The sequence below is a fragment of the Mesorhizobium sp. M0601 genome (genome assembly GCF_040320845.1).
Taxonomy (GTDB): Bacteria; Pseudomonadota; Alphaproteobacteria; order Rhizobiales; family Rhizobiaceae; genus Mesorhizobium.
The window spans coordinates 1-22,609 of record NZ_JAMYQK010000028.1 but is presented as its reverse complement, the minus strand read 5'-3'; the positions used below and the strand labels follow the sequence as shown (position 1 = coordinate 22,609).

24 protein-coding genes are annotated in these 22,609 nt (G+C 62.9%); 16 read left to right on the top strand and 8 right to left on the bottom strand.

Annotated features, from left to right (window positions below):
• Positions 1 to 14 precede the first annotated feature (14 nt).
• The 4 genes from NKI41_RS22430 to NKI41_RS22415 all read left to right on the top strand — a co-directional run bounded on the left by NKI41_RS22430 (position 15) and on the right by NKI41_RS22415 (position 3,169).
• Positions 15 to 1,130 carry an ABC transporter substrate-binding protein gene (locus NKI41_RS22430; RefSeq protein ID WP_352685250.1) on the top strand — a complete coding sequence of 372 codons (1,116 nt, stop codon included), beginning with the start codon at positions 15 to 17 and terminating at the stop codon, positions 1,128 to 1,130.
• A gap of 17 nt (positions 1,131 to 1,147) precedes the next feature.
• Positions 1,148 to 1,981 carry an ABC transporter permease gene (locus tag NKI41_RS22425; protein ID WP_352685249.1) on the top strand — a complete coding sequence of 278 codons (834 nt, stop codon included), beginning with the start codon at positions 1,148 to 1,150 and terminating at the stop codon, positions 1,979 to 1,981.
• Between the two features lie 4 nt (positions 1,982 to 1,985).
• A complete protein-coding gene (locus NKI41_RS22420; RefSeq protein WP_352685248.1) occupies positions 1,986 to 2,792 on the top strand; it encodes an ABC transporter permease in 807 nt (268 codons plus the stop codon).
• An 89-nt stretch (positions 2,793 to 2,881) separates the two neighbouring features.
• Positions 2,882 to 3,169 carry a DUF982 domain-containing protein gene (locus NKI41_RS22415; RefSeq protein ID WP_352685247.1) on the top strand — a complete coding sequence of 96 codons (288 nt, stop codon included), beginning with the start codon at positions 2,882 to 2,884 and terminating at the stop codon, positions 3,167 to 3,169.
• A gap of 43 nt (positions 3,170 to 3,212) precedes the next feature.
• Here NKI41_RS22415 and NKI41_RS22410 read toward each other — a convergent pair whose 3' ends face one another.
• The 3 genes from NKI41_RS22410 to NKI41_RS22400 form a co-directional block, all read right to left on the bottom strand.
• The gene (locus tag NKI41_RS22410) at positions 3,213 to 3,521 is read right to left on the bottom strand and encodes a HigA family addiction module antitoxin (RefSeq protein ID WP_352451482.1); all 309 of its coding nucleotides are present in this window, start codon (positions 3,519 to 3,521) and stop codon (positions 3,213 to 3,215) included.
• Positions 3,522 to 3,636: 115 nt separating this feature from the next.
• The gene (locus NKI41_RS22405) at positions 3,637 to 4,704 is read right to left on the bottom strand and encodes a glycosyltransferase family 2 protein (RefSeq protein WP_352685246.1); all 1,068 of its coding nucleotides are present in this window, start codon (positions 4,702 to 4,704) and stop codon (positions 3,637 to 3,639) included.
• A 469-nt stretch (positions 4,705 to 5,173) separates the two neighbouring features.
• Positions 5,174 to 6,505, bottom strand: a complete 1,332-nt coding sequence (locus tag NKI41_RS22400) for a dicarboxylate/amino acid:cation symporter (RefSeq protein ID WP_352685245.1) — start codon at positions 6,503 to 6,505, stop codon at positions 5,174 to 5,176.
• Positions 6,506 to 6,743: 238 nt separating this feature from the next.
• Here NKI41_RS22400 and NKI41_RS22395 point away from each other — a divergent pair, with 238 nt between their 5' ends.
• Complete coding sequence (locus NKI41_RS22395) at positions 6,744 to 8,603, top strand: sensor histidine kinase (protein ID WP_352685244.1); 1,860 nt, start codon at positions 6,744 to 6,746, stop codon at positions 8,601 to 8,603.
• A 6-nt stretch (positions 8,604 to 8,609) separates the two neighbouring features.
• Positions 8,610 to 9,965, top strand: a complete 1,356-nt coding sequence (locus NKI41_RS22390; RefSeq protein ID WP_352685243.1) for a sigma-54-dependent transcriptional regulator — start codon at positions 8,610 to 8,612, stop codon at positions 9,963 to 9,965.
• A 30-nt stretch (positions 9,966 to 9,995) separates the two neighbouring features.
• On the opposite strand, the gene NKI41_RS22385 is transcribed toward NKI41_RS22390, so the two are convergent.
• Entirely contained in the window at positions 9,996 to 10,739 is a 744-nt protein-coding gene (locus NKI41_RS22385) for a 2OG-Fe(II) oxygenase (RefSeq protein WP_352685242.1), read from the bottom strand.
• Between the two features lie 136 nt (positions 10,740 to 10,875).
• On the opposite strand from NKI41_RS22385, the gene NKI41_RS22380 reads away from it, so the two are divergent.
• The 9 genes from NKI41_RS22380 (at position 10,876) to NKI41_RS22340 (ending at position 19,934) form a co-directional block, all read left to right on the top strand.
• Complete coding sequence (locus tag NKI41_RS22380; RefSeq protein WP_352685241.1) at positions 10,876 to 12,660, top strand: tetratricopeptide repeat protein; 1,785 nt, start codon at positions 10,876 to 10,878, stop codon at positions 12,658 to 12,660.
• Between the two features lie 177 nt (positions 12,661 to 12,837).
• Positions 12,838 to 13,563, top strand: a complete 726-nt coding sequence (locus tag NKI41_RS22375; protein ID WP_352685240.1) for a 3-keto-5-aminohexanoate cleavage protein — start codon at positions 12,838 to 12,840, stop codon at positions 13,561 to 13,563.
• Positions 13,564 to 13,766: 203 nt separating this feature from the next.
• Positions 13,767 to 14,810 (top strand): acyltransferase family protein, encoded by a 1,044-nt coding sequence (locus NKI41_RS22370; protein ID WP_352685239.1) that lies wholly within the window; start codon positions 13,767 to 13,769, stop codon positions 14,808 to 14,810.
• Between the two features lie 317 nt (positions 14,811 to 15,127).
• A complete protein-coding gene (locus NKI41_RS22365; RefSeq protein ID WP_023677254.1) occupies positions 15,128 to 15,631 on the top strand; it encodes an Lrp/AsnC family transcriptional regulator in 504 nt (167 codons plus the stop codon).
• Positions 15,628 to 16,791 (top strand): saccharopine dehydrogenase family protein, encoded by a 1,164-nt coding sequence (locus tag NKI41_RS22360; protein WP_352685238.1) that lies wholly within the window; start codon positions 15,628 to 15,630, stop codon positions 16,789 to 16,791. Before NKI41_RS22365 ends, NKI41_RS22360 begins: the two co-directional genes overlap by 4 nt.
• A gap of 110 nt (positions 16,792 to 16,901) precedes the next feature.
• Complete coding sequence (locus NKI41_RS22355; protein ID WP_352569105.1) at positions 16,902 to 17,690, top strand: ABC transporter substrate-binding protein; 789 nt, start codon at positions 16,902 to 16,904, stop codon at positions 17,688 to 17,690.
• A gap of 133 nt (positions 17,691 to 17,823) precedes the next feature.
• Positions 17,824 to 18,495, top strand: coding sequence for an amino acid ABC transporter permease (locus NKI41_RS22350; protein WP_352451492.1), 672 nt, complete (start codon positions 17,824 to 17,826; stop codon positions 18,493 to 18,495).
• The gene (locus NKI41_RS22345) at positions 18,492 to 19,166 is read left to right on the top strand and encodes an amino acid ABC transporter permease (RefSeq protein ID WP_352455417.1); all 675 of its coding nucleotides are present in this window, start codon (positions 18,492 to 18,494) and stop codon (positions 19,164 to 19,166) included. Before NKI41_RS22350 ends, NKI41_RS22345 begins: the two co-directional genes overlap by 4 nt.
• A 39-nt stretch (positions 19,167 to 19,205) precedes the next feature.
• Positions 19,206 to 19,934, top strand: coding sequence for an amino acid ABC transporter ATP-binding protein (locus NKI41_RS22340; RefSeq protein WP_352685237.1), 729 nt, complete (start codon positions 19,206 to 19,208; stop codon positions 19,932 to 19,934).
• Positions 19,935 to 20,020: 86 nt separating this feature from the next.
• Here NKI41_RS22340 and NKI41_RS22335 read toward each other — a convergent pair whose 3' ends face one another.
• Positions 20,021 to 20,164 carry a hypothetical protein gene (locus tag NKI41_RS22335; protein WP_352685236.1) on the bottom strand — a complete coding sequence of 48 codons (144 nt, stop codon included), beginning with the start codon at positions 20,162 to 20,164 and terminating at the stop codon, positions 20,021 to 20,023.
• Between the two features lie 177 nt (positions 20,165 to 20,341).
• On the opposite strand from NKI41_RS22335, the gene NKI41_RS22330 reads away from it, so the two are divergent.
• On the top strand, positions 20,342 to 20,434 hold the full coding sequence (locus NKI41_RS22330; RefSeq protein WP_352685235.1) for a LysR family transcriptional regulator: 93 nt from the start codon (positions 20,342 to 20,344) through the stop codon (positions 20,432 to 20,434).
• 483 nt (positions 20,435 to 20,917) lie between these two features.
• Here the strand turns inward: NKI41_RS22330 and NKI41_RS22325 are convergent, their stop codons facing one another.
• The 3 genes from NKI41_RS22325 to NKI41_RS22315 all read right to left on the bottom strand — a co-directional run.
• On the bottom strand, positions 20,918 to 21,370 hold the full coding sequence (locus tag NKI41_RS22325) for a nuclear transport factor 2 family protein (protein ID WP_352685234.1): 453 nt from the start codon (positions 21,368 to 21,370) through the stop codon (positions 20,918 to 20,920).
• Between the two features lie 39 nt (positions 21,371 to 21,409).
• Entirely contained in the window at positions 21,410 to 22,051 is a 642-nt protein-coding gene (locus tag NKI41_RS22320) for a hypothetical protein (protein ID WP_352685233.1), read from the bottom strand.
• Between the two features lie 130 nt (positions 22,052 to 22,181).
• Positions 22,182 to 22,609 (bottom strand): response regulator transcription factor (locus tag NKI41_RS22315; protein WP_352685232.1); only part of this gene is annotated, 428 nt, incomplete at its 5' end.

The window sequence follows — 22,609 nt, the reverse complement described above, 5'->3', positions numbered from 1 at the left end:
AAAGGGGAACTGACATGACAAACCAAACCAAGAAAAATTCCATCGAGGCGCTATCCGCCAGGGCAGTGCGCGGCGAGATCTCGCGCCGGCAGTTTACGCAGCTGGCCGCACTGGTGCTGGCCGGCACGCCGATGCTGCTGCGCTCGACCGGCGCCTTTGCCGCGGCTAAGGAACTGGTGCTCGTCAACTGGGGCGGCGACGCCATTACCGCCTATGACGCGGCTTACGGCCAGGCCTTCACCAAGGAAACCGGCATTGTCGTTAAGATGGACGGCTCCGGCCCGACCGAAGGCGCGATCGCGGCGCAGTTCAAGAGCGGCGCCCCGACCTGGGACCTGGTCGACGTCGATCCGTTCTCGGCCATCACGCTCGGCGCCCAAGGCATGCTCGAGCCGATCGATTATGCGGTCGTCGACAAGAAGAAGATGCGGCCGGGCTTCGGCTGGGAATACGCCGCCTCGACCTATTTCTTCTCCTATGTCATCGCCTATGATGCCGAGAAATACGGCAGCCAGGCACCAACCGGCATGGCCGACTTCTTCAACGTGGCAAAATTCCCCGGCAAGCGCTCGCTCTACAAATGGGGCGTGTCGAGCTGGGAAGCGGCACTGCTCGCCGACGGCATCGCACCGGCATCGCTCTACCCGCTCGACCTCAAGCGCGCGCATGACAAGATCGCCGCCTTCAAGGAAAACGTCGTCGCCTATTGGGGTGGCGGCGCCGAAAGCCAGAGCGTGCTGCTCAATGGCGAGGCCTCGATGGCGATCGTCTGGTCGACCCGGGCTTCGCTCATCGAGCAGGATTCCGGCGGCAAGATCAAGTTCATCTGGGACCAGGGCCTGATCTCGCCCGGCGCGCTCGCCGTGCTCAAGGGCAATCCCGGCGGCAAGGACGCGGCGATGAAGTTCATCGCCAGCACCCAGGACCCGGAGAAGGAACTCATCATGTTCGACAAGCTCGGCCAGGGTCCGGCCAACCCGGCCACCGATGCGCTGATCCCCGCCGACAAGAAGCGCATCAATCCGGTCGATCCCGAGAACATGAAGAAGCAGATCCCGCTCGACATGGATTGGTATGCCAAGAACTACGGGGCGGCACTCGACGAATACACGAAGATCATCTCCGCCTGATAAGCCGGGATAACCGGATGAGAGCATACCTCTCCGACAGGATGGGCGCGGCGCTGTTGATGGCGCCGCTGCTCCTCTTTCTTGTGCTGGCTTACGCCTGGCCATTCCTTGGCGTGGTTAAATGGAGTTTTACGCTGCCCACGCCGGGGCTGGGCCAATACAATGCGCTGCTCACGGATCAGTTGGTGCAGTCGGTTTTCATCCGCACGCTGCGTATCGCCGCGATCGTGACGATCGTTTCGGTCGCCGCCGCCTACGCCATCACCGTTGTCTGGGTACGCGGCACGCCGGTGCAGCGCGTCGTGGCCGAGTTCTGCATCCTGGTGCCGTTCTGGATCTCGGTGCTGACGCGCGCCTTCGGCTGGGTGGCGCTTTTGTCCAATCGCGGCCTGATCAACACCTGGCTGCAGGCGGTCGGCTTCATCTCAGAGCCGCTGGCGCTGGTGCGCAACGAGTTCGGCGTTATCGTCGGCATGACGCATTTCCTCATTCCCTTCGCCGTGTTTCCGCTGGCCTCATCGATGCGCAGCCTCGACGACCGTGTGCTGCTGGCGGCGCGCGGCCTCGGCTCCAGCCGTATGCGCACCTTTTGGTCGGTATTCGTGCCGATGACCAGCTCCGGCATCATCGGCTCGGCGCTGATCGTCTTCGTCTTTTCGCTCGGCTTCTTCGTCACGCCGGCGATCCTCGGCGGCGGCCGCAGCGTGATGATCGCCGAGCTGATCTACCTTCGCATCTTCCAGAGCCCGGACTGGGGCCTGGGCGCCGCAATCAGTGTCGTGCTGGTGCTGTTTGTCGGCGCGCTGATGGCGCTGCTGTTCCGCTATATCAGACCCAAGCAACTGGTGTAGCGCGATGCCGACCTACCGCCCCGGTCCCGTCTCGCTGGTCCTCGCCGCCCTCGTCGCGCTGTTCCTGCTGCTGCCGCTGCTCGCCGTCATCCCGGTATCGCTGACGCCGAGCCGCATGCTGGCGATGCCGTCGGGCGAATTGTCGCTGCGCCATTACCGGGCGCTGATCGAGGATCCGCGCTGGATCAATTCGATCCTGCTCTCGATCAGGATCGGCATCGTCAGCAGCGCCTTTTCCACCGTGCTGGCGCTCTGCTTCAGCCTCGGCATCTGGATGTTCCAGCCGCGCTTCACGGCAGCATTGGTCGGTTTCGTGCTGCTGCCGATGGTGGTGCCGCCGGTGGTCTCGGCAATCACGCTCTACTTCCTGCTGACCTCGATCTCCGGGTTCTCGTCGTTCTTCGGCTATGACACCTGGCTGGGTGTCGTCATGGCGCATGCGGTGATGACGGTGCCCTTCGCCACGGTGCTGATCCTGGTGTCGCTCAGCCAGCTCGACCGCCGCATCGACCTCGCCGCCCGCGGCCTCGGCGCCACCGTGTGGGAGCGCGCCACCCGCATCATCATGCCCAACATCAAGTTCGGCATCGTCACCGCGGCGTTGTTGTCTTTCGTGCTGTCCTGGGAGGAGATCGGCGTCACCCTGTTTATCACCTCGGTCAACGCCATCACGCTGCCGCGCTTGATGTGGATGGGCCTGCGCGACAACATCGACCCGGCGATCGCCGCACTCTCGGTGATCCTGATCGTCATCACCGTGCTGGTGCTTGTGGCGCGCAGCGTCGTGGTCAGGCTGCGCGCGGCGCAGTGAGGGCCGCCTCACGCCGTGGTGACTGGCGCAAATGAAACCTTGCGCTACGATTTTCGTTATAAGTAGTTCAACACGTCGAAGGCTCCGCCATGACCCAAGGATGGTTTTCCAAGCCGGTTGCGGTTGCGGTCGGCATCGTGGGAGATATCCGCAACATTTCCAACGCACGGCAGGCTGTCGAGTTGCTGGAAGCCCACTGGCGTGACGCCGGCAGCGCCAAACACGGCTTGGCACTGCGCACATGCCGCCGCGCCATGAGCGACGATCGCTGGACCGAAGCCGCCAGGGACGCGTTCGTCGAGGCCGCGCGGGCGGCGCATGTCCTGGTCGAGCGCGCCGTCGAACCGGAGAACCGGTCCAGGCAGGCAGGACCGTGATCGATTTGTGAGAGCCTCGGTGGTTCGGCCGATCTATTGCATCTCAGGCAGCATGCAGCCTTGGAATGGCGCTGACGTCAACCTCGCGTTCCGCGTGCCACGCATCATAGGCGGCCTGCATCCTGAGCCAGATCGCGGCGCCGTCGCCGAACATCTTTCCAAGACGGGCAGCGACAGCCGGCGACACCGGCTTCTTTTCGCGGATGATGTCATAAAGCTGCTGGCGCGAGATTCCGAGCAGATTGGCGATCTCCACCTTGGTCTTTCCGGTTGCCGGGATAATGTCGTCAAGCAGCGCTCCAGGGTGGGATGGGCAGCGCTCCATCGGACGCATCGGCTCATAAGAGGTCATGGGCTGGTTGTCCTTTCGCTTGGGGCGCCACGTACCCATAATGATATTGTTCGAAATCTACCCGGGTTGCCAGACCTCCCGAAAACCTGGCGGAGTTGTGGCACAGCGCCACCCACTATCCCATGGCGTGGCGGATGGTCTTGGACAGGCGGCTCAAAAATGCCGGCCTCGACGACGCATCAAGCTTCCACGACAGCACCGCCGTCGCCATTTTCCGCGGCAATACCCCGACCGACAGGAACCAGGCGGCAAGGATCGCGCGCCGCCGTAGGGATGCGGTCATTTCGAGGCTGGCGACGGCGCCGGCCGCCCCGAGCGCCAGCCGGGAATCGTCGGCCACGGGATGTCGGTCTCTGTCCGTGCAAAGCGACGCCAGCCGCTCTTCCAGGTGGACCGGATCGTGGCGGACAGCATCCGACGGCACGATGGTCAGGCCGATCCCGGAAGCCTGGTCCGACAGCGCCTGCATGCGGCGGAAATCGTGGGTTACCCGCCAGCGTGCCCGCTCGGCGAGCTTTTCACCGAAGACTGAATGGTTGGCGCCATGGATCCGGTAGGCGCCGAGGCATTCGTCGATGGACTGGACGTGCCCGTACATCGGCGCCAGCGTTGCCAGATAGCCGTCGGCGCCCTGGCGGAACTCCGGCTCCGGTATCGGCATGATCGATTCGAGCGTTGCGCGGTCAAAGGCCAGCCCGCTGGTCACGGTCGTCTGATAGCGGCCCTTGTGCAGTAGTTTCGGCATGACGTCGCCGCTGTCGAAAGGCAATTCGGGCGGCGGAAAGACATCCTTGATGCGCTGTCCTTCGTCGACGATATGCAGTCTGGACTGGACCTGGGCGGTTGCCTCGTCCCAGGTTTCGACAATGGTGGAGACGGCGGTCGGATAGAGATAATCGTCGGCGTCGAGGAACAGGACGATCTTGCCCGAGCTCGCTGCGAAGCCGGTGTTGAATGCCGCCGCGTGTCCGCCATTTTGCGCTCGCGGGCATGCGAGGATCTCGTCGCGATAAGATTCCATGATTGTCGTGGAATTGTCCTGCGATGCATCGTCGACGACGATGACCTCGACATCCGCGTAGTCCTGCTCGAGAGCGCTGTCGATGCTGCGTTTGAGGAACCGCGCGTAGTTGTAATTCGGGATGATGATGGATACCGGAATCCTGTTTTGGACAGACTGCATCGCGTTTGACCTCGCATCTTGCTTTGGTTCGGCAAAGGCCCGCTCATGGGCCCGCCCCCCTCTTCAAGCGCCCCTCTTGGCGCGCAACGAGTTCCCTGGGAGAAAGCCTGCGCTTCCCACGAGGAGACGGGTCACGTTTCGCGTTGCGACTTCGTACTGAGGCCGCCATTGCCTTCGAGGCTGCTGCCATGGTCAGGGTCGGCGGCAGCAAAAGCGCCGACGTTCGGCCAAGGTGGGTCGCAACCGAGCCCGACGGAAATGTCTCGCCTCGCAATCAGGTCGGGAGCGAAGCGGACGGTGCCATGAAGGCACGGCGGATACTGGCCTGCAAATGCGGCTGGAACAAGCCCCGCGTCGAAAATAGCGCCACTTCAGGTTGCGTTTCAGGCGGCATGCCGCGACCGCCGCCGCTGTCGCCCCGAAGCCGGCGAACCGCCTCCGGGGCCTTGTGGTCATGTGGCCTGGACGGTCAGGCGGCCTGCAAACCCGGCAGCGACAGGTCGACTTCCTCCGGCAAGTCGCCGGCCATGGCGGCGGCAAACTTCGTCTGGTCGAGTTCTCCCTCCCAGCGTGCCACCACCACTGTCGCCACCGCATTGCCGATGAAATTGGTCAGCGCCCGGCATTCCGACATGAATCGGTCGACACCGAGGATCAGCGCCATGCCGGCGACCGGCACGGTGGGGACGACCGAAAGCGTTGCCGCCAGGGTGATGAAGCCGGCGCCGGTGATGCCGGCGGCACCCTTGGAGCTCAGCATGGCGACGGCGAGCAGCAGGATCTGGTCGCCGTAGGTGAGTGGCGTGTCGGTCGCCTGCGCGATGAACAGCGCCGCCAGCGTCATGTAGATGTTGGTGCCGTCGAGGTTGAAGGAATAGCCGGTCGGGATGACCAGGCCGACCACCGAGCGGTTGCAGCCGGCGCGCTCCATCTTGGCCATGAGGCCCGGCAATGCCGCTTCCGAGGACGAGGTGCCGAGCACCAGCAGCAGCTCTTCCTTGATGTAGCGGATCAGCGCCAGGATCGAGAAGCCGTTGTAGCGGGCGACAGTGCCGAGCACCACCAGCACGAACAGCAGCGCGGTCAGGTAGAACGTGCCGATCAGCATGGCGAGGTTGGCGATCGAGCCGATGCCGTATTTGCCGATCGTGAAGGCCATGGCGCCAAACGCGCCGATCGGTGCGGCCTTCATCAGGATGGCGACGAGGCGGAAGATCGGCGTGGTCAGCGCCTGCAGGAAATCGACGACCGGACGGCCGCGATCGCCGACCAGCGCCAGGGCGACACCGAACAGCACCGAGAAGAACAGCACCTGCAGGATGTCGCCCTGCGCGAAGGCGCCGGTGATGGTGTCGGGGATGATGTTCATCAGGAAGCCGACGATGGTAGTGTCGTGCGCCTTCTCGGCATAGGCCGCCACCTTGGCGGTATCGAGCGTCGCTGGATTGATGTGCATGCCGGCGCCGGGCTGGACGACATTGGAGACGACCAGGCCGACGACCAGCGCCAGCGTCGAGAACACCAGGAAATAGATCATCGCCTTGCCGGCGACGCGGCCGACCTTCTGCAGGTCGGAGACACCGGCGATACCGGTCGCCACGGTCAGGAAGATCACCGGCGCGATGACCATCTTCACCAGCTTGATGAAGGCGTCGCCGAACGGCTTCATCGCCTCGCCGGTTTCGGGATAGAAATGGCCGAGCAGCACGCCGGCGGCGATCGCCGCGAGCACCTGCACATAAAGATGCCGGTATAAGGGAAGTTTGCCGCGCGGCTCGGCGGCAGCGATTGCTGTCTGCATAACGTCCTCCATGGCGCCCCGATCGAAAGCTCGACTCCCCGGGGCAGTTGTTTTGAGACCAGCAGCCTCGCGACTGCTGAATTCGTGTTTGCAACAGTCGTGCCAGATACGCAGAAGAGCTTTTCATCATTGATTTTGTTGAGCATTCGCAAACGTCCGCTGTGCTGGACGCATGGATAGGTGCGAATCTCCGCATAGGTCGAATTGTGCTTTGTGCGAATTCATGCACAAATGGGCGATGCTGCAACGCCCCGCCGGTGCCTTGTCTTCGACGCCCGAGCAACTCGCCAGGCGGGCGCGCCGAGCCTGGCTGCTGTTTGCGGCCATCGCGCTTTTGATCGTCACGGCAGCGCTCTACGGCGCCGGCCTTTACGGCCGCACCGCCGAGGTCGGGACCCTGGCGGCGCAGGGGCGTACCGACGCCAATCTGAAGGTCGCGCTGCTGCGCGCGGTGCTCGAAAGCCCGCGCGCCCTGCCGCTGCTTTTGTCCGCAGACCAGCAAGTGCGTGACGCGCTGTCGCAGAAAAATGCCGCGGCAATCGATGTGCTGAACCGCAAGCTCGAGGGGCTGGTCTCCGGCACCAAGGCGTCGGTACTCTATGTCGTCGGCACCGATGGACTGGCGGTCGCCTCCAGCAACTGGCGCGAGCCGATCAGCTTCGTCGGCAATGACTACCGTTTCCGCGACTATTTCTCCGGCGCGATGCAGGCCGGAACCGCCGAGTATTTTGCACTCGGCAATGTCAGCAAGCGCCCCGGCCTCTACATTTCGCGGCGCGTCGGCGACACAGACGCACCGCTCGGCGTCGTCGTCGTCAAGATGGAGTTCGACCAGCTCGAAGCCGACTGGCGCGAGGCGAACCGCCCGGCTTATGTCAGCGACGAGAATGGCGTCGTGCTGATCACCAGCGTGCCGTCCTGGCGTTTCATGACAACCGCACCGCTGGCCGCACCTAAGCAAGCCGCGATCCGCGACAGCCAACAGTTCGGCGACGCGCCGCTTGTGCCGTTGCCGATCATGCACGCGCAGGCGCTCAGCCCGGATGTGTCGATCGTCCACGCAGTAACGCCCGGCGGCAGCGACGCGGAGTATCTCAGCCTTTCAACACCGATCCCTTCGACCCCCTGGCGGCTCGACTATCTGATTCCGGCTGAAGCGCCGATCGCCGCCGCGGTCCGCGAAATGCGGCTTCTGGCGCTCGGCGTCGTCGTCCCGCTGCTCGGCCTTGCCGCGTATCTGTTGTGGCGCCGGCAGTCGGCGCAGATGCGGATTGCCGCCGAACAGGCGGCCCGCACCGAACTCGAACGCCGCGTCGTCGAACGGACCGAGGATTTGAGCCGCGCCCGCGACCGGCTGCAGGCCGAGATAGCAGGCCACCGCAGCACGGAAGCCAAGCTCCAAATCGTGCAGCAGGATCTGGTCCAGGCCAACCGCCTCGCCATCCTCGGCCAGGTCGCTGCCGGCGTCGCCCATGAGATCAACCAGCCGGTCGCCACCATACGCGCCTATGCCGACAATGCCCGCACCTTCCTCGACCGCAAGCAGACCGGGCCGGCCGAGGAAAACCTCGGCGCTATCGCAGCCCTTACCGAACGCATCGGCTCAATCACCGAGGAGTTGAAGGCATTTGCCCGCAAGGGCCGCACCGCCGCCGAGCCTGTCGAATTACGTGGTGTTATCGAAGGCGCCGTCATGCTGTTGAGAAGCCGCTTTGCCGGCCGGCTCGACGCATTGGCCATCGACCTGCCGCCGCCGAGCCTCAAGGTCATGGGCAATCGGGTGCGGCTCGAACAGGTGCTGATCAACCTCTTCCAGAACGCGCTCGAAGCACTCGACGGCCGCGACGACGCTCGTGTGCAGGTGTCGGTCGAGGAGACCGCGGACGGCGTGACGGTCGGCGTGTCCGATAACGGACCGGGCATTCCACCCGCGATCCTCAAATCGCTGTTCACGCCGTTTAACACCTCCAAGGAAAAAGGCCTTGGCCTTGGCCTCGTCATCTCGAAGGACATCGTCGCCGATTATGGCGGCCGCATCGAAGTTTCGAGCGACGACAGCGGCACCCGCTTCACCATTCATCTCCAGACAGCAGCGTAACCCATCATGACGAACGACAATGCCGCGCCGGTGATCCTGATCGACGACGACCGCGATCTCCTCAAGGCCACCGTGCAGACGCTGGAGCTTGCCGGCTTCTCGGTCTCGGCCTTTGCGGTGGCGGCTGAGGCGCTGGCCGGGCTCGACGCCGGTTTTGCCGGCGTCGTGGTGTCGGACATCCGCATGCCTCAGATCGACGGCTTGCAGCTTTTCAACCGCATCCTGCGGCTGGATGCCGACATTCCCGTCATTCTCGTCACCGGCCACGGCGACATCGCCATGGCCGTCAAGGCGATCAAGGACGGCGCCTACGACTTCATCACAAAGCCCTTCGCCGCCGACCGGCTGGTACAGAGCGTGCGCCGCGCAGCGGAAAAGCGCCGCCTGGTGATGGAGAACCGGGCCTTGCGCGAGGCGGCCGGAGAGGCGCAGGACGGCCTGCCGCTGATCGGCCAGACGCCGGCGATGGACAGGCTGCGCCGCACACTACGCCAGATCGCCGACACCGACGTCGATGTGCTGGTGACCGGCGAGACCGGCTCCGGCAAGGAGGTGGTGGCAAGCCTTCTGCATCGCTGGAGCCGCCGCGCCAAGGGCAATTTCGTCGCGCTGAATTGCGGCACGCTGCCGGAGACCGTCATCGAGAGCGAGTTGTTCGGCCATGAGGCCGGCGCCTTCACCGGCGCGCAGAAGAAACGGATCGGCCGCATCGAGCACGCCAGCGGCGGCACGCTGTTCCTCGACGAGATCGAAAGCATGCCGGTCTCGACGCAGGTGCAGATGCTGCGCGTGCTGGAGATGCGCGAGGTCACCCCGCTCGGCACCAACGAGGTGCGGCCGGTCGATCTGCGCGTCGTCGCCGCCGCCAAGGTCGATCTCGGTGATCCGCGCCAGCGCGGCGCTTTCCGCGAGGATCTCTATTATCGGCTCAACGTGGTGACGATCTCGATCCCGCCGCTGCGCGAACGCCGCGACGATGTCGCCCTGCTGTTCTTCTATTTCGCCGAGCGCGCCGCCGCCCGTTTCCACCGCCAGGTGCCGGCAGTGCCGGCTTCGGTGCATCGCCATCTCAGCGACCATGACTGGCCGGGCAATGTGCGCGAACTGGCGCATTTCGCCGAGCGGTTCGTGCTTGGGTTGGAGGAAGGCGCCGAAGCACAACCCCCTGCCCCGACCCAGTCGAACACCGCCATGAAGCTGCCGGAGCGGCTGGAGCGCTACGAGGCCGACATCATCCGCGAGACGCTTGGCCGCAACGAGGGCGACGTCAGGCGCACGATCGAGGCGCTGGGGATTCCGCGCAAGACTTTCTACGACAAGCTCCAGCGCCACGGCATCGTGCGCAGCGATTTTTCGAGGTAATCGTCGCCAGGGCTTGACCGGGCGGCCCGGTTACTTGGCGTCGTGGAAGATGATGCCGACGGTGTGGCGCATGCCGGAACGGAGCCGGCTGACGCCGTGCCTGAGATTGACCCGGTAATTGCCTCGTGTGCCCTGGACCGGTCGATTGTGGACCGCGAAGGCGACTGCATCGCCCTGGCGCAGCGGCACCACTTCGGCGCGGCTTTGCATGCGCGGACGCTGCTCGGTCAGCACGAACTCGCCACCGGTGAAATCCTTGCCGGGTTCGGACAACAGGATCGCCACCTGCAGCGGAAACGCCAGATCGCCGTAGAGATCCTGATGCAAGCAGTTGAAGTCGCCGGGAACATATTGCAGCAGGAGCGGCGTCGGCCGCGTCTGGCCCTGCTCGTGGCATTGCTCGAGGAACGCGGCGTGTTCGTCGGGATAGCGCTGCGCGATACCCATGCGCTCGTTCCAGTCGTTGGCGACCGCAGCCAGGCGCGGATAGAGCGCGGTGCGCAAGCCGCCGATCAAGTCGGGCAAGGGATAACGGAAATAGCGGTACTCGCCCTTGCCGAAGCCGTGCCGCGCCATGTGGACATGGCTGCGGAAATGGCTCTCGTCCGAATAAAGTTCGGCAATCTGCCGGCACTCCTGCGGCGTCAGCAGCTTTTCCATCACCGCGCAGCCATAGCCGCTCAGCTCATCGGCCAGCGCCCGCCAATCATATCCGGCAACACGCAGCTCCGCCGATTTCACCGCCGCCTTCGCGCCTATCGAATGGATTGTCATGGCTTTCGCCTCCTGTAGCTTCTCTGTCATTGAGATGGGTGAAACGGCGCGCGCGGACCACCCGTTTCTTGCCGGGTAACTCGTTAGCGATTGTCTCGGGGATTTCGTTGAATACAATGCAGCGGGGCTTGCCGCGATGGGGGGCGATTTGATCGGACGGGTTCGACAAGGGGACGGGGCAGTCCGGCAATTCCTCGTTTGCCTCGTCGTCATGCTGGTCTCGGCGCTCCCGGCCTTGTCCGCCAGCAGCGACTGCGTCAGCGACGACGAGGTCGAGGCAAGCACGCGGATCGCCGCCTGTACGCGCATGATCGAGGATGCGACAGAGCCCCTCGAAAACCGCGGTATTGCCTATTTCAAGCGCGGCAATGCCCTGACGGAACGAGGCGACTATGACCGCGCGATCGCCGACTACAGCGCGTTCATCGGCATCGCACCGACCGTCGCCAGCGGCTACTACAACCGGGGCATCAGCTGGGTCTTCAAGGGCGACTACGACAAGGGAATCGCCGATCTGGACAAGGCGATCAGCCTGGACCCGAAATATGGCGATGCCTACTACAACCGCGGCGTCGCGTGGACCTTCAAGGGCGAGAACGACCGGGCTTTGGCCGACTATGACAGGGCAATCAGCCTCAATCCGGGAGACGGCAGAAATTACCACAATCGTGGGCTGATCTGGTCACGCAAAGGCGATGACGACCGCGCGATAGCCGACTTCGACCGGGCCATCAGGCTCAACCCGAACGACGTCGGTTCCCTGAATGGCCGAGCCGATGCGTTGACCAGCAGGGGCGAAGAGGAGCGCGCGCTGGCCGACTATGACAAGGTGATCAGCCTCGATCCGAAAAACGCACATGCCTACTACCGGCGCGGCAACGCCCGGCTGACGGGCGGCGATTTTGGCGGTGCCATCACCGACTACAGCCAAGTGATCAGCCTCGATCCGAACGATGAGAGCATCTGGTACAACAGAGGGGTGGCCTGGTCAGGCAAGAGCGACAATGACCGCGCCATCGCCGACTACGACAAGGCAATCAGCCTCGATCCGAAAGACCCCAACGCGTACTTCAATCGAGGTATCGCCTGGGCTAGCAAGGGAGACAATGATCGCGCCATCGCCGACTACGACCAGGTAATCAAGCTCGACCCGAAACAAGCCCTCGCATATAATAATCGTGGCTTGGCCTGGGTGGCAAAGGGGAACGATATTCGCGCCTTCGCGGACTACAGTCGCGCAATCGATATCGACCCAACACTTGCCATCGCCTACAACAACCGAGGCTTTCTCTGGAACAAGCGAGGTGAGTCCGATCGGGCCATCGCCGAATACGACCGGGCGATTGGTCTCGATCCGAAAAATCCAAGAATTTACCACAACCGCGGCATTGCCTGGATGGGAAAGGCAGACGACGGTCGAGCCATTGCTGACTTCGACCAGGCGATCCTGCTCGATCCGAATTATCCGTACAGCTACTCAAACAGGGGTGTTCTTTATTTCTATTCCGGCTCGCTGGCGAAGGCGCAGGCTGACTTTGAAAAGGCGGCCGCTCTCGAGCCCGACTACGCCTATTTTGCCATATGGCTGGATATTGTTGAGCGACGCAACGGCGCGGCGAGCCATTTGCGGGAGGCAGCTTCCAAACTCGACATGACGAAGTGGCCGGCGCCCGTGGTTCGAATGCTGCTTGGCGAAAAGACGCCCACCGCGACATTGAACGACGCCGATGACTCGGATCCAACCAAGAAACACGGCAAGTTTTGCGAGATCGGTTTCTACAACGCGGAACTCAGCCGGCTCAAAGGGCAACGCGATCAGGCACTATCGCTTTACAGGCATACCATCAGCCATTGTCCAAAGAATTTTATCGAATACCGTGCCGCCAACGCTGCATTACGCGAGTTGGGTGTTTCGCCGTAACTCTGCCCGACGGATGTTCGTTTGCTAAGAAGACTGATCCGAACACGATAGAGGTGCATTCTGCCAGACTGATCCAAGCCGGCCGGCGTCCATATGTCAGGAGCCTTCGCCAGCGCGATTCCGGTTTTCACTGGCCCGCGCTAGACTGGCAGCAACCGCAACCGGACTGCCCCCGGCATGATCGTCCAGACCTGCATCAATGGCGCGCGCAGCGCCGATTTTCACCCGCGACTGCCGCTTGATCCCGAAGCCATGGCGCGCGACGGTGCGACCTGCGTCGCCGCCGGTGCGGCCGAACTGCATGTCCATGCCCGCGGGCTGGACGGTCGCGAAAGCCTGGCTCCGGCGGCGATGGACCAGACTGTGCTAGCGCTTCGTCGCGCCTGCCCTGGAACGCTGATCGGCGTGTCGACCGGCGCCTGGATCGAGAATGACGACGAGCGGACGCTGGCCGCGATCGCCGCTTGGAGCGAGCTGCCCGACTATGCCTCGGTCAATCTCAGCGAAGACGCCGCGCCCGCTATCATGGAGCGTCTGCGCCAGCGCGGCATTGGCATCGAGGCGGGGCTTGCCTCCGTCGCCGACGCCGAACGCCTGGTGAGCCTCGACCATGGCAAACGCGTGCTGCGGATCCTGATCGAAATCTCCGAGCAGGAGCCGGATGCTGCGCTGGAGATCAGCGACGATATCGCCGCCGTGCTCGACGGCGCCGGAATGCGCCGGGCAATCCTGCTGCACGGCGCCGACGCCACGGTCTGGCCTTTCGTGCACCGGGCGGCGGAACGCCGTTGGTCGACGCGCGTCGGACTGGAAGACGGCAAGGAGCTCCCTGATGGAACAGTAGCATCTAGTAACGCTGCGCTGACAGCGGCAGCCGTCGCTATCTTCGAGTCCAGCCGTTAACGCGGGAACGGCCAATCTCCTCTTCACTGGGGAGATGCCAAGTTTGGCAACGAGGCAGGCCAAAGTCGGCCGAGCATAAGTGTCGCGGCACGCTATATCAATAAAACGTATCTAAAACTTTACGTGTTAATTAAACCAACAATTAATCGGCACATCAACGATCACGTATGTTAATGCTCTCCTGCACCGGGGACCATTTTTTGATGAACATCATTCCACAGAATGATCACGCTCCGCCGCGTCGGATTCAACAGTATACATCGATACAGGTACTGCGGGGGCTAGCAGCTCTCATGGTTGTTATCTATCATCTTCCGGCCGCGCTGGGCATGCTCGATCTGCGTATTCCCGTTCTAAACAGCGGCGTCGACCTGTTTTTCGTCATTAGTGGTTTTGTAATGGTTCTCTCGACAGAGAACAGACGCGCCGACCACCGTGCTTTTTTGATGCAGCGCTTCACGCGCGTCGTTCCCTTCTATTGGGTTATGACCTTCCTCATGGTCACCGCACTTTGGTTGTTTGCCAGTCGTGCAGTGTTTCTTGAGCAGATCACCAATAGCCTGCTTTTCATAGCCTATCTCGATACGGTCACAGGCTATGTCCAACCGGTGCTTGGCGTGGGTTGGACGCTCAATCTGGAAATCCTGTTTTACATTCTGTTCGCAGCGACTATGCGTTTCGGCACGCTGACGCAAATGGCCATGGTCGGCGTTGTCTTTGCAATCGCCGTAGCGGCGCGCATCGTCTTCAAACCCGCCGCCGACACTGTGCTGTTTTTCTATACCACGCCAATCCTGTTTGAGTTCCTTGCCGGCATGGCGCTCGGCCACCTGGTCGGCAGACTGGCGCGTTTGCCTACCGTCCTGGGTGTCTCGGCGCTCGTGTTCGCCATCGTGTCCATGCTGGTGATGGTACTTGGCTTCAACTTGCCGCGAACCCTTGCTCAGGGAATCCCGGCCTTGATCCTTGTCGCCGGTTGCATCAGCCTGGAAAGCTATTTCCGGCTTTTTGGTCCTCGCCTGCTGGCAAGGTTGGGCGATGCCTCCTACTCTCTCTATCTGACGCATCCTATCGTGCTGCTTGCGACCGCTCCTGTCGTTGCAAGCGTCAGCGTATCACCATGGCTTGCTGGCATGGTTATTGTCACCGCCTGCATTGCCGTCTCCCTGGCCAGCTACAGTTTTGTTGAAAAGCCGATTTTGGCCATTTCGCGGATGAGCCTTTCCGCCCGTCACGTGAAGGCATGAGTTGCGGCTGCGCTCCGCGGAACCACGCTGTCCCGCCAATCTTAGACCGGCGGCGCTGAACCTTCAAAAGATCCGGAAACAAAAACCCGCCTCGGGAGGACGGGTCGTTGGAGCCAAATTGGCGCCATATCCAAATTAATAGCATAGCTGCCGGCACAAAGCAAGAACAAAATGTGGCGCACTCGACGAAAATTGCGACAGGCACAGAGCCATGGCGGATGACATGGCTCTTGCCGTTGTTAAAAATCTCTCATAAGGTATTTTCATATCTGAAAGAAAATCCAATTGTTTCTTTCCTTTTATGAAAGCCTGAGCGTTTGCGGGAACATCTCGATCAGACCGACCGGCGACTGGTCAAGCTGCTGTCGCAGGACGCGCAGCTTGGCGTCAACCGCCTTGCTGAGAAGATGGCGATCTCGGTGCCGACGGTGCGCATGCGGCTGCGCAACCTGCTCGACCGCAACCTGCTCAAGATCGTTGGGCTGCTCAACCTGACCGAGCGCCCCGAACTGATCTCGGCCATCGTCGGCATCAACGCGCAAGGGCGCGGCCGGGCCCGGGAACTGGCGCAGCGCATCTCCGAATTGCCTTTCGTGAACTCGGCCGCCGTCGTCACCGGGCGCTTCGACATCATCGTCGACGTGACCGTGGCCGGCGATGTCGCCGATCTCTACCGCGTCACCAGCGAGCTGATCCCCGGCGCCGGCGAGCCGGGCGAGGTCGTGCGCAGCGAGACTTTCGTCGTCATGGCGTCCTGCAACAAATGGGTCAGCCTGCCGGAAGGTTGCTGGTCGGACGAGACGCGGAAGGAAATGGCATGAAGATCGCGGTTCTCGGCGGGCTCGGCCTGCAAGGCCGGGCGGCTATCGCCGACCTCGTTGCCAGCGACGGCGTCGAGCAAGTGGTCTGCGTCGACACTGCAACCGGCGGCACTGCGCGGCTCGGCGGCCTGACCGACCTTGCCCGCGTGCGTTTTGTAGTGCCGGAGGGCGCGATCGGTCCGGCGCTGGCCGAGGTGATGAAGGACGTCGATGCGGTCATCGACCTGTTGCCGCAGCCGCTGATGCGCGACGCGGTGCAGGCGGCGATCGCGACGCGCACGCCGCTGGTCACCACCAATTACGGCAAGGCCATCGCCGATCTCGCTCCCGAGGCCGAAAAGGCCGGCGTGTCGATCGTGACCGAATGCGGGCTCGACCCCGGCATCGACCTGGTGCTCTACGCGCGCGCCGCCAGCCAGTTCGACACCATCACCGCGATCGATTCCTACTGCGGCGGCATTCCCGAGCCGAAGGCGGTGGTCGAGCCGCTGCGCTACAAGGTGAGCTGGAATTTCGACATGGTTCTGGTCAGCCAGAACCGCGACAGCGTGCTGGTCGAGGACGGCAAACGGGTCGATGTGCCGGCCGCCCGCCAGCACGACAATCGTTTCATCCACGAGATCGAGGTGGCGGGACTGGGCAGGCTCGAAGCCTTCCCCAATGGCGACGCGCCGCATTATGCCGGCATGCTCGCCGCCGCTAAGGGGCTGCAGCGCTCCGGCCGCTATTCGCTTCGCTGGCCCGGCTGGTCGGCGTTCTGGGCGCCGCTGAAGCAGCTCGGCTTCCTGTCCGAGGACAAGGTGCAAAGCACCGGTGCCAGCCCACGCGAATTCCTCGGCCGGCTGCTTGGCCCGCAACTGCAATATGGCGCCGACGAAAAGGACCTTTGCGTGATGCGCAACGTCTTTGTCGGCAGCGAAGGCGACCGCCGCAAGACGGTGACCTCGGAGCTGGTCATCGAACGCGACCTCGCCTCGGGCCTATTCGGCATGAGCCTCGGCGTCGGCTATCCCGCCAGCATTGTGGCGCAGATGCTGGCACGGCGCGAGATCGCCGCGCCCGGCCTGCTCAACCCGCTGCTGCATGTTCCCGATGGCCGCTTCCTCGATGAGCTGGCCAAGCGCGGCATCAAGGTTGCCGAAACGGTGAGCTGGGACTGAAGGATTTTCGAACGGTGGTCGCCGCCGGCAACGGCGCTGCCGCTCAAAAAGCACCTCGATGGGGTGAAATAACAAGTGGAACAACAAACGAAACAAGGAGGAATGCCCAAATGAAGATTGCCAAGCTTTTCATCGCCGGCCTTGCGCTCGCTGGCCTTACCGCTGCCGCCAGTGCGGGAACGCTCGACGAGATCACCAAGCGCGGTGAGTTGCGCGTCGCCGTGCAGACGCAGGGACCGCCCTTCTCGCTGGTGGGTGCTGCCGGCGAACGCACCGGCAGTTCGGTCGAACTCGCCGAACTGATGGCCAAGGAAATGGGCGTCAAGATCACCTTCCTCGACTTCGACTGGGACGGCCTGATCCCGGCGCTGCTGTCGGGCAAGGCCGATCTTCTGGTCGCCGACATGACCCCGACACTGGCGCGTGGCATGAAGGTCGCCTTCACCAAGCCTTACATGTACACGGGCAGCACAGTCTTCACCAAGGCTGGGACCGCCTTCAAGTCCACCGAGGACTGCAAGGCCAAGGGCACCAAGATCGCCGTGCTGCTCGGCGCCACCGGCGAGAAGGAAGCCAAGGCCGCCTTCCCCGACGCCGATATCAAGAGCTACAAGGGCGGCGGCCCGCTGCTGCTCGACGCCGTCAACAACGGCCAGGCCGATTGCGGCGTCAACGACGTCTCGGCGGTCAAGGGCCAGTCGACCGCTTACCCCGCCGACAGCTTCATCATCATGCCGGACATGCTGTCGAAAGAGCCGCTGGCCTTCGCCACACGCTATGACGAGCAGGACCTGCTGGTCTGGATGAACCTGTTCCTCGACCAGGTCAGCCTCGACGGCCGCCTGCAGAAGAACCTCGATTACTGGGTCAATTCCGACGCCTGGAAGAAGGATCACTGAGTAGTGTGAATAGGGAGTAGGGAGTAGGGAGTAGTAAAGCGCTACTCGCTACTCGCTACTCGCTACTTGCTGCTCCTATTCCCAATTCCCTATTCACTATTCCCTATTCACTATTCACCATTCACCGTCCAAAATGCTCGAAAACTTCAGCTTCCGCACCATCGTCGAATATCTGCCCCTGTTCGGGCAGGGCCTCGTCACGACCGTGTGGCTGTCTGTGCTCTCCTTTGCCGGCGCGCTCGCCGTCGGCATCGTGCTCGCCGCCATGAACCTGCAGCGCGGCCGGCTGTTCCGCGTCCCGGCCAAGGCCTATATCGACGCGGTGCGCGCCACGCCGCTGCTGGCGCAGCTTTATTTCCTCTATTTCGGCCTGCCGCGGCTCGGCTTCGTCCTGCCCGAGTTCGTCGTCGGCATTCTCGCTTTGTCGCTGAACAGCGGCGCCTATGTCGCCGAGATCATCCGCGCCGGCATCCTGTCGATCCCGCGCGGCCAGGTCGAGGCCGGCGTCGCCTCGGGCATGACCTATGTCCAGCGCATGCGCCTCGTCATCCTGCCGCAGGCGTTCAAGGTGACGATCCCGCCGCTGCTCGGACAGGCGATCGTGCTGGTCAAGGATTCCGCCCTGCTGTCGCTGATCTCGGTCGCCGAATTGACGCGCGCCGGACAATTGCTCGCCTCCGACCGCTTCATGCCGGCCGAAGGTTTCATCACCATCGCCGCCTTCTACCTCCTGCTCTATTACGGGCTGAAGGGGTTGGCGGCGCTCTCCGGGCGCTGGCTCGGCCTCGCGGGGGCACGGACATGATCTGGCAGCAGCTGCAAAGCGTCGCCGGCAGCTATCCTCTCGCGCTGCGCGGCCTCGGCATGACCGTGGTGCTGTCGTTGATCAGCCTGGTGCTGGGCACCTTGCTCGGCTTCGGCCTCGGCATCCTGCGCACCGGCGGCAACCGGTTGATCAGCGGCGCGATCGGCGCCTGGGTCGACCTGATCCGCGGCACGCCGTTCCTGGTGCAGATCTTCCTGATCTTCTTCATCCTGCCGGAACTCGGCATCGAGCTCGACGCCTTCACCGCCGGCATCATCGCGCTGACCAACCTGGCCGCCTGCTTCATCTGCGAGATCGTCGTCGCCGGCATCCGCTCGGTGCCGACCGGCCAGGTCGAGGCAGCGCTTGCGTCCGGCCTGTCGCGCTGGCAGCGCATGCGCCAGGTAGTGCTGCCGCAGGCGATGCGCATCGTGCTGCCGCCGCTGGTCGGGCAATATGTGCTGCTGATCAAGGATTCCTCGGTCGTCTCGGCCATCGGCCTCACCGACCTCACCCGCGTCGGCTGGCTGGTGGTGCAGCGTGTACCCAATGGGCTGCTGGTCTTCTTCCTGGTCGGGCTCGGTTACTTCATCGTCTGTTACCCCCTGATCATGCTGGCCCGCCGGCTGGAGCAACGCATGGGCGCGGCGCATGGCGAGGTGCAGTTGTGACATCGAACCTCAAGGGTCCGGCAATATGACCAAACCGGCATGATCGAATTTCGCGGCGTCAACAAATGGTTCGGCACGCTCAACGTGCTGAAGGACATCAAGCTCAGCGTCGAGCCGCGCGAAGTGGTCGTCGTCTGCGGCCCGAGCGGCTCGGGCAAGAGCACCCTGATCCGCTGCATCAATGGGCTGGAGACGATCCGCGACGGCGACCTGACGGTCGACGGCCAGCGCCTCGGCGACCCCGCCACCAACATGACGCGGCTGCGCACCGAGATCGGCTTCGTCTTCCAGTCGTTCAACCTCTACCCGCACAAGACGGCGCTCGAGAACGTCACCCTGGCGCCGATCCATGTCCGCAAGATCCCGCGCGCTGAAGCCGAGAAGGCCGGGCGCGAATTGCTCGCCAAGGTCGGCCTCGCCGACAAGGTGAACGCCTATCCGGCGCAGCTGTCTGGTGGCCAGCAGCAGCGCGTGGCGATCGCGCGCTGCCTCGGCATGCGCCCCAAGATCATGCTGTTCGACGAGCCAACCTCGGCGCTCGACCCCGAGATGATCTCGGAAGTGCTCGACGTCATGGTCGCGGTGGCCGAGGAAGGCATGACCATGATGGTGGTGACGCACGAGATGGGCTTTGCCCGCAAGGTCGCCCAGCGCGTCGTGTTCATGGACGCCGGCGCCATCGTCGAGAGCGGCACGCCGGATGAGTTCTTCTCCAACCCGAAGACCGACCGCAGCCGCGCTTTTCTGAGCAAGATCCTGCGGCATTGACAGCAGCGACAATACGCACCGAACCTGCCGTCGCCTTTGCGCCGAGGTTGCGCTCGAGCCTACAATGGATCATCCGCAGCGGCGCACTATGGCGACACACCGAGCGCGCGCAGTGCATTGCCTGCTGCGACATATTCGATGAAGTCGTGGGGGCAGTCGCGTTCCGCAAGCCGGTACCGCCGCAAGGCTTCATCGTCACGGCCGTCGAGCCGGTAAAAACTCCGCGACATAGAGATTGGCCTCGCATAGATTTCCGCGTTTCTTGGCCGGGACCGGGACGGGATCGTCGGCTGCGGCCAACGCTGCTTCGGGCGTCTGTTCGCAAAGAAACATGCGAACCAGCGGCGCCGGCCAACTTCACGGCCGCGGCCAAGACACTTCGGGTCTCGCCGTCGGCGATCAGCAAGATGATCAGGCAACTGCAAGCGCGGCTTAGCGCGACCCTTCTGACGCGGACCACGAGGGCGACGAGCCTGACTGAAGCCGGCGAGAGGTTTTGAGCCAGGCAGGACCGGCGCTGGAGCTCATCCTTGCCGCAATGAGGGATGCGGGAAGCTTTGCCGAAAAGCCTGCCGGCCGGTTGCGGTTGAATGTCCCGCAGATGATCTATCCGAACTTCCTCAAAGTACCAGAAACTTAGGTAATTATACTTTCCAAATCCCTGCCCCAGAGCGCCGATCTGGTTCCTTTCGTGGCTCCTGCGGACGTGGCCGCGCTGTTCGCGACCAAATCTTGCGCCGGGTTAGCGTCCGCTCTGGGCCTAAGATCTGCCGAAGCGTTCAGCCGACCAAGCGGCAGCAATAGGTGGCGAACCGACGCTCCACGCGAACACATGGAATGGCCGGATTGCGCTGGGCTAGCCGGACGTTGAATGTGGATCAATTCGGGCTGAAAAGAAGCACAGTTCTGGCTCCATGACGCCGGCAGAGCCGATGGTCCCTCCAGCGCAATTCCTTTCTCTGCCCGTTTCGGACCGACGCTTCTCAGAACGCGAAATCCGCGGACTGAACGACATCGGCTGGGAGCCAGGTTTCATGAACTTGCAAGATCTCGGGCCCCCGGCTGTAGCCGCGATCGCGGATCACCATCGTCGTGACCCGGCCATTGTTCGGTTGATCAGAGTCCTTCGCGTCGCGTTGCCATTCGTGGTAGTTCACGACCGCTAGGTCGGCGCTTTGATGGCTGATCCGGATGTCGCGTATTTTGATACGGAAGGCCGGATTCGATCCGTAGATGCTCTTCATGTAACCTGCGAAATCATTTTTCCCGAACGCCCTGCCGCCCGGCATGATGGCGACCAGATCGTCGCTGATCCGGTCGAGCGCGTTCTTCTTGAACGTCGCGTCGTCGCCAGGGCATCGGCCCGCCACCCAGTCGGTGAAGAATTCGTGGATGTCGTGGATCGTCGCCTCGATTTCATTCGTTTGAAGGGACATTTTTTCCTCCTGTCTCAAGATGATGCTGGATTAGGCGCTTTACGCCGTGGCTTGCCCCGACCGGACGCTGCTTGAGGACAGCCCGTACCACGCGAGCCACAGGCACATGAGAAGCGAGGAAATCAGCCAGATCGGACCCCCGATGCCGATCCCGAGCTGCTCACCGAGTGTCCACCCGGTTGCTGAAAGGATACCGAACGCCGAGCCGACGATCGCGGCCCATCGGGGCAGTATCCCAACGTTGTCGCGGGCATCGTGATACGCGACAAGCGCTGTCGCCAGGGCGAGCGCCCAGAATCCGTTACCCATGCCGCCGGAAAACGCCCACCAGGTCATGAAGGCGTTGGTGTCACCCCGGTCGGCCGCGACCGCGACCACCGATGCCTCGGCGACTGCGGTGGAGAACGTGGTCAGGGCGCCGAGAGCCATCACCATCCAGGCGGAACTCAGCATCGGCGAACGCCGGACCCGGCGGTTGAGTGCCAGGTTCAGGAACGAAGCGCCGGCGATCAGGAACAGCGCCGCTGCCGCCGTCCAATGGACCGTAGCCCATCGCCCATGGCCCTCGGCGATATTCTGCATCTGAACAGACAAATCCGCGTCCGGTGGCCCGTGAAAGACGAGCGCAGCCGCCAGCAGCAGCGTTCCGGTGGCGAGCCAGACACCGCCCGGCCCGCTCATGCTGTTATCATTCGTTTGCATCGGGAAAACCTCCTGTGGCCTTTACCACGCCACGAAGTTTAGACCCGCGCCACGGTTGCCCGCTTCGGCGTAAATACCCACGCAGCGAGAAATTTTGGCTTGGGTAAGATTACCCAGATACGCCCATGCCGATCAGGCCGTGCTCGACCGCAAAGGCGGTGGCTGCCGTGCGCGTGCGCACGTTCAGCCGCGTCAGGAGATCGCTAACGTGACGGTCTACCGTCCGCTGGCTCAAACCGAGCTCGCCGGCAATTTGAGGAGGTGGCGGCAGGTTACTGATGTGACAGAAGTTCGTTTCGGGCTCAATCGAGCCGTTCATCGCGTCCGCCGCCGAGGACCGGGGGAAGGGTGGATGCTGCCATTCGTCTCGTCGATGGGAACGAGTAGGTAGCGCCAATATCGCGACATTCATGGCGCTTCTCAAAAGCTGCCCTTCGCGCAACGGCTCGAATCGACCGATAGTGTTGAAAAAGTCCGGGTTGCAGCAGTCCTGAAGCACTGATTCAATCTTCGTCGTAAGAGGAGATTGAGTCGATG

Coding starts and splice junctions, on each gene's coding strand:
- NKI41_RS22320 (WP_352685233.1), bottom strand. CDS start 22,051: ATGAGCGGGCCGGGCGGTGTCTGGCTCGCCACCGGAACGCTGCTGCTG.
- NKI41_RS22330 (WP_352685235.1), top strand. CDS start 20,342: ATGATCAGGCAACTGCAAGCGCGGCTTAGCGCGACCCTTCTGACGCGG.
- NKI41_RS22335 (WP_352685236.1), bottom strand. CDS start 20,164: ATGTCGCGGAGTTTTTACCGGCTCGACGGCCGTGACGATGAAGCCTTG.
- NKI41_RS22400 (WP_352685245.1), bottom strand. CDS start 6,505: ATGCAGACAGCAATCGCTGCCGCCGAGCCGCGCGGCAAACTTCCCTTA.
- NKI41_RS22410 (WP_352451482.1), bottom strand. CDS start 3,521: ATGACCTCTTATGAGCCGATGCGTCCGATGGAGCGCTGCCCATCCCAC.
- NKI41_RS22425 (WP_352685249.1), top strand. CDS start 1,148: ATGAGAGCATACCTCTCCGACAGGATGGGCGCGGCGCTGTTGATGGCG.
- NKI41_RS22385 (WP_352685242.1), bottom strand. CDS start 10,739: ATGACAATCCATTCGATAGGCGCGAAGGCGGCGGTGAAATCGGCGGAG.
- NKI41_RS22355 (WP_352569105.1), top strand. CDS start 16,902: ATGAAGATTGCCAAGCTTTTCATCGCCGGCCTTGCGCTCGCTGGCCTT.
- NKI41_RS22370 (WP_352685239.1), top strand. CDS start 13,767: ATGAACATCATTCCACAGAATGATCACGCTCCGCCGCGTCGGATTCAA.
- NKI41_RS22395 (WP_352685244.1), top strand. CDS start 6,744: ATGCTGCAACGCCCCGCCGGTGCCTTGTCTTCGACGCCCGAGCAACTC.
- NKI41_RS22430 (WP_352685250.1), top strand. CDS start 15: ATGACAAACCAAACCAAGAAAAATTCCATCGAGGCGCTATCCGCCAGG.
- NKI41_RS22375 (WP_352685240.1), top strand. CDS start 12,838: ATGATCGTCCAGACCTGCATCAATGGCGCGCGCAGCGCCGATTTTCAC.
- NKI41_RS22380 (WP_352685241.1), top strand. CDS start 10,876: ATGGGGGGCGATTTGATCGGACGGGTTCGACAAGGGGACGGGGCAGTC.
- NKI41_RS22420 (WP_352685248.1), top strand. CDS start 1,986: ATGCCGACCTACCGCCCCGGTCCCGTCTCGCTGGTCCTCGCCGCCCTC.
- NKI41_RS22340 (WP_352685237.1), top strand. CDS start 19,206: ATGATCGAATTTCGCGGCGTCAACAAATGGTTCGGCACGCTCAACGTG.
- NKI41_RS22325 (WP_352685234.1), bottom strand. CDS start 21,370: ATGTCCCTTCAAACGAATGAAATCGAGGCGACGATCCACGACATCCAC.
- NKI41_RS22415 (WP_352685247.1), top strand. CDS start 2,882: ATGACCCAAGGATGGTTTTCCAAGCCGGTTGCGGTTGCGGTCGGCATC.
- NKI41_RS22360 (WP_352685238.1), top strand. CDS start 15,628: ATGAAGATCGCGGTTCTCGGCGGGCTCGGCCTGCAAGGCCGGGCGGCT.
- NKI41_RS22345 (WP_352455417.1), top strand. CDS start 18,492: ATGATCTGGCAGCAGCTGCAAAGCGTCGCCGGCAGCTATCCTCTCGCG.
- NKI41_RS22350 (WP_352451492.1), top strand. CDS start 17,824: ATGCTCGAAAACTTCAGCTTCCGCACCATCGTCGAATATCTGCCCCTG.
- NKI41_RS22405 (WP_352685246.1), bottom strand. CDS start 4,704: ATGCAGTCTGTCCAAAACAGGATTCCGGTATCCATCATCATCCCGAAT.
- NKI41_RS22390 (WP_352685243.1), top strand. CDS start 8,610: ATGACGAACGACAATGCCGCGCCGGTGATCCTGATCGACGACGACCGC.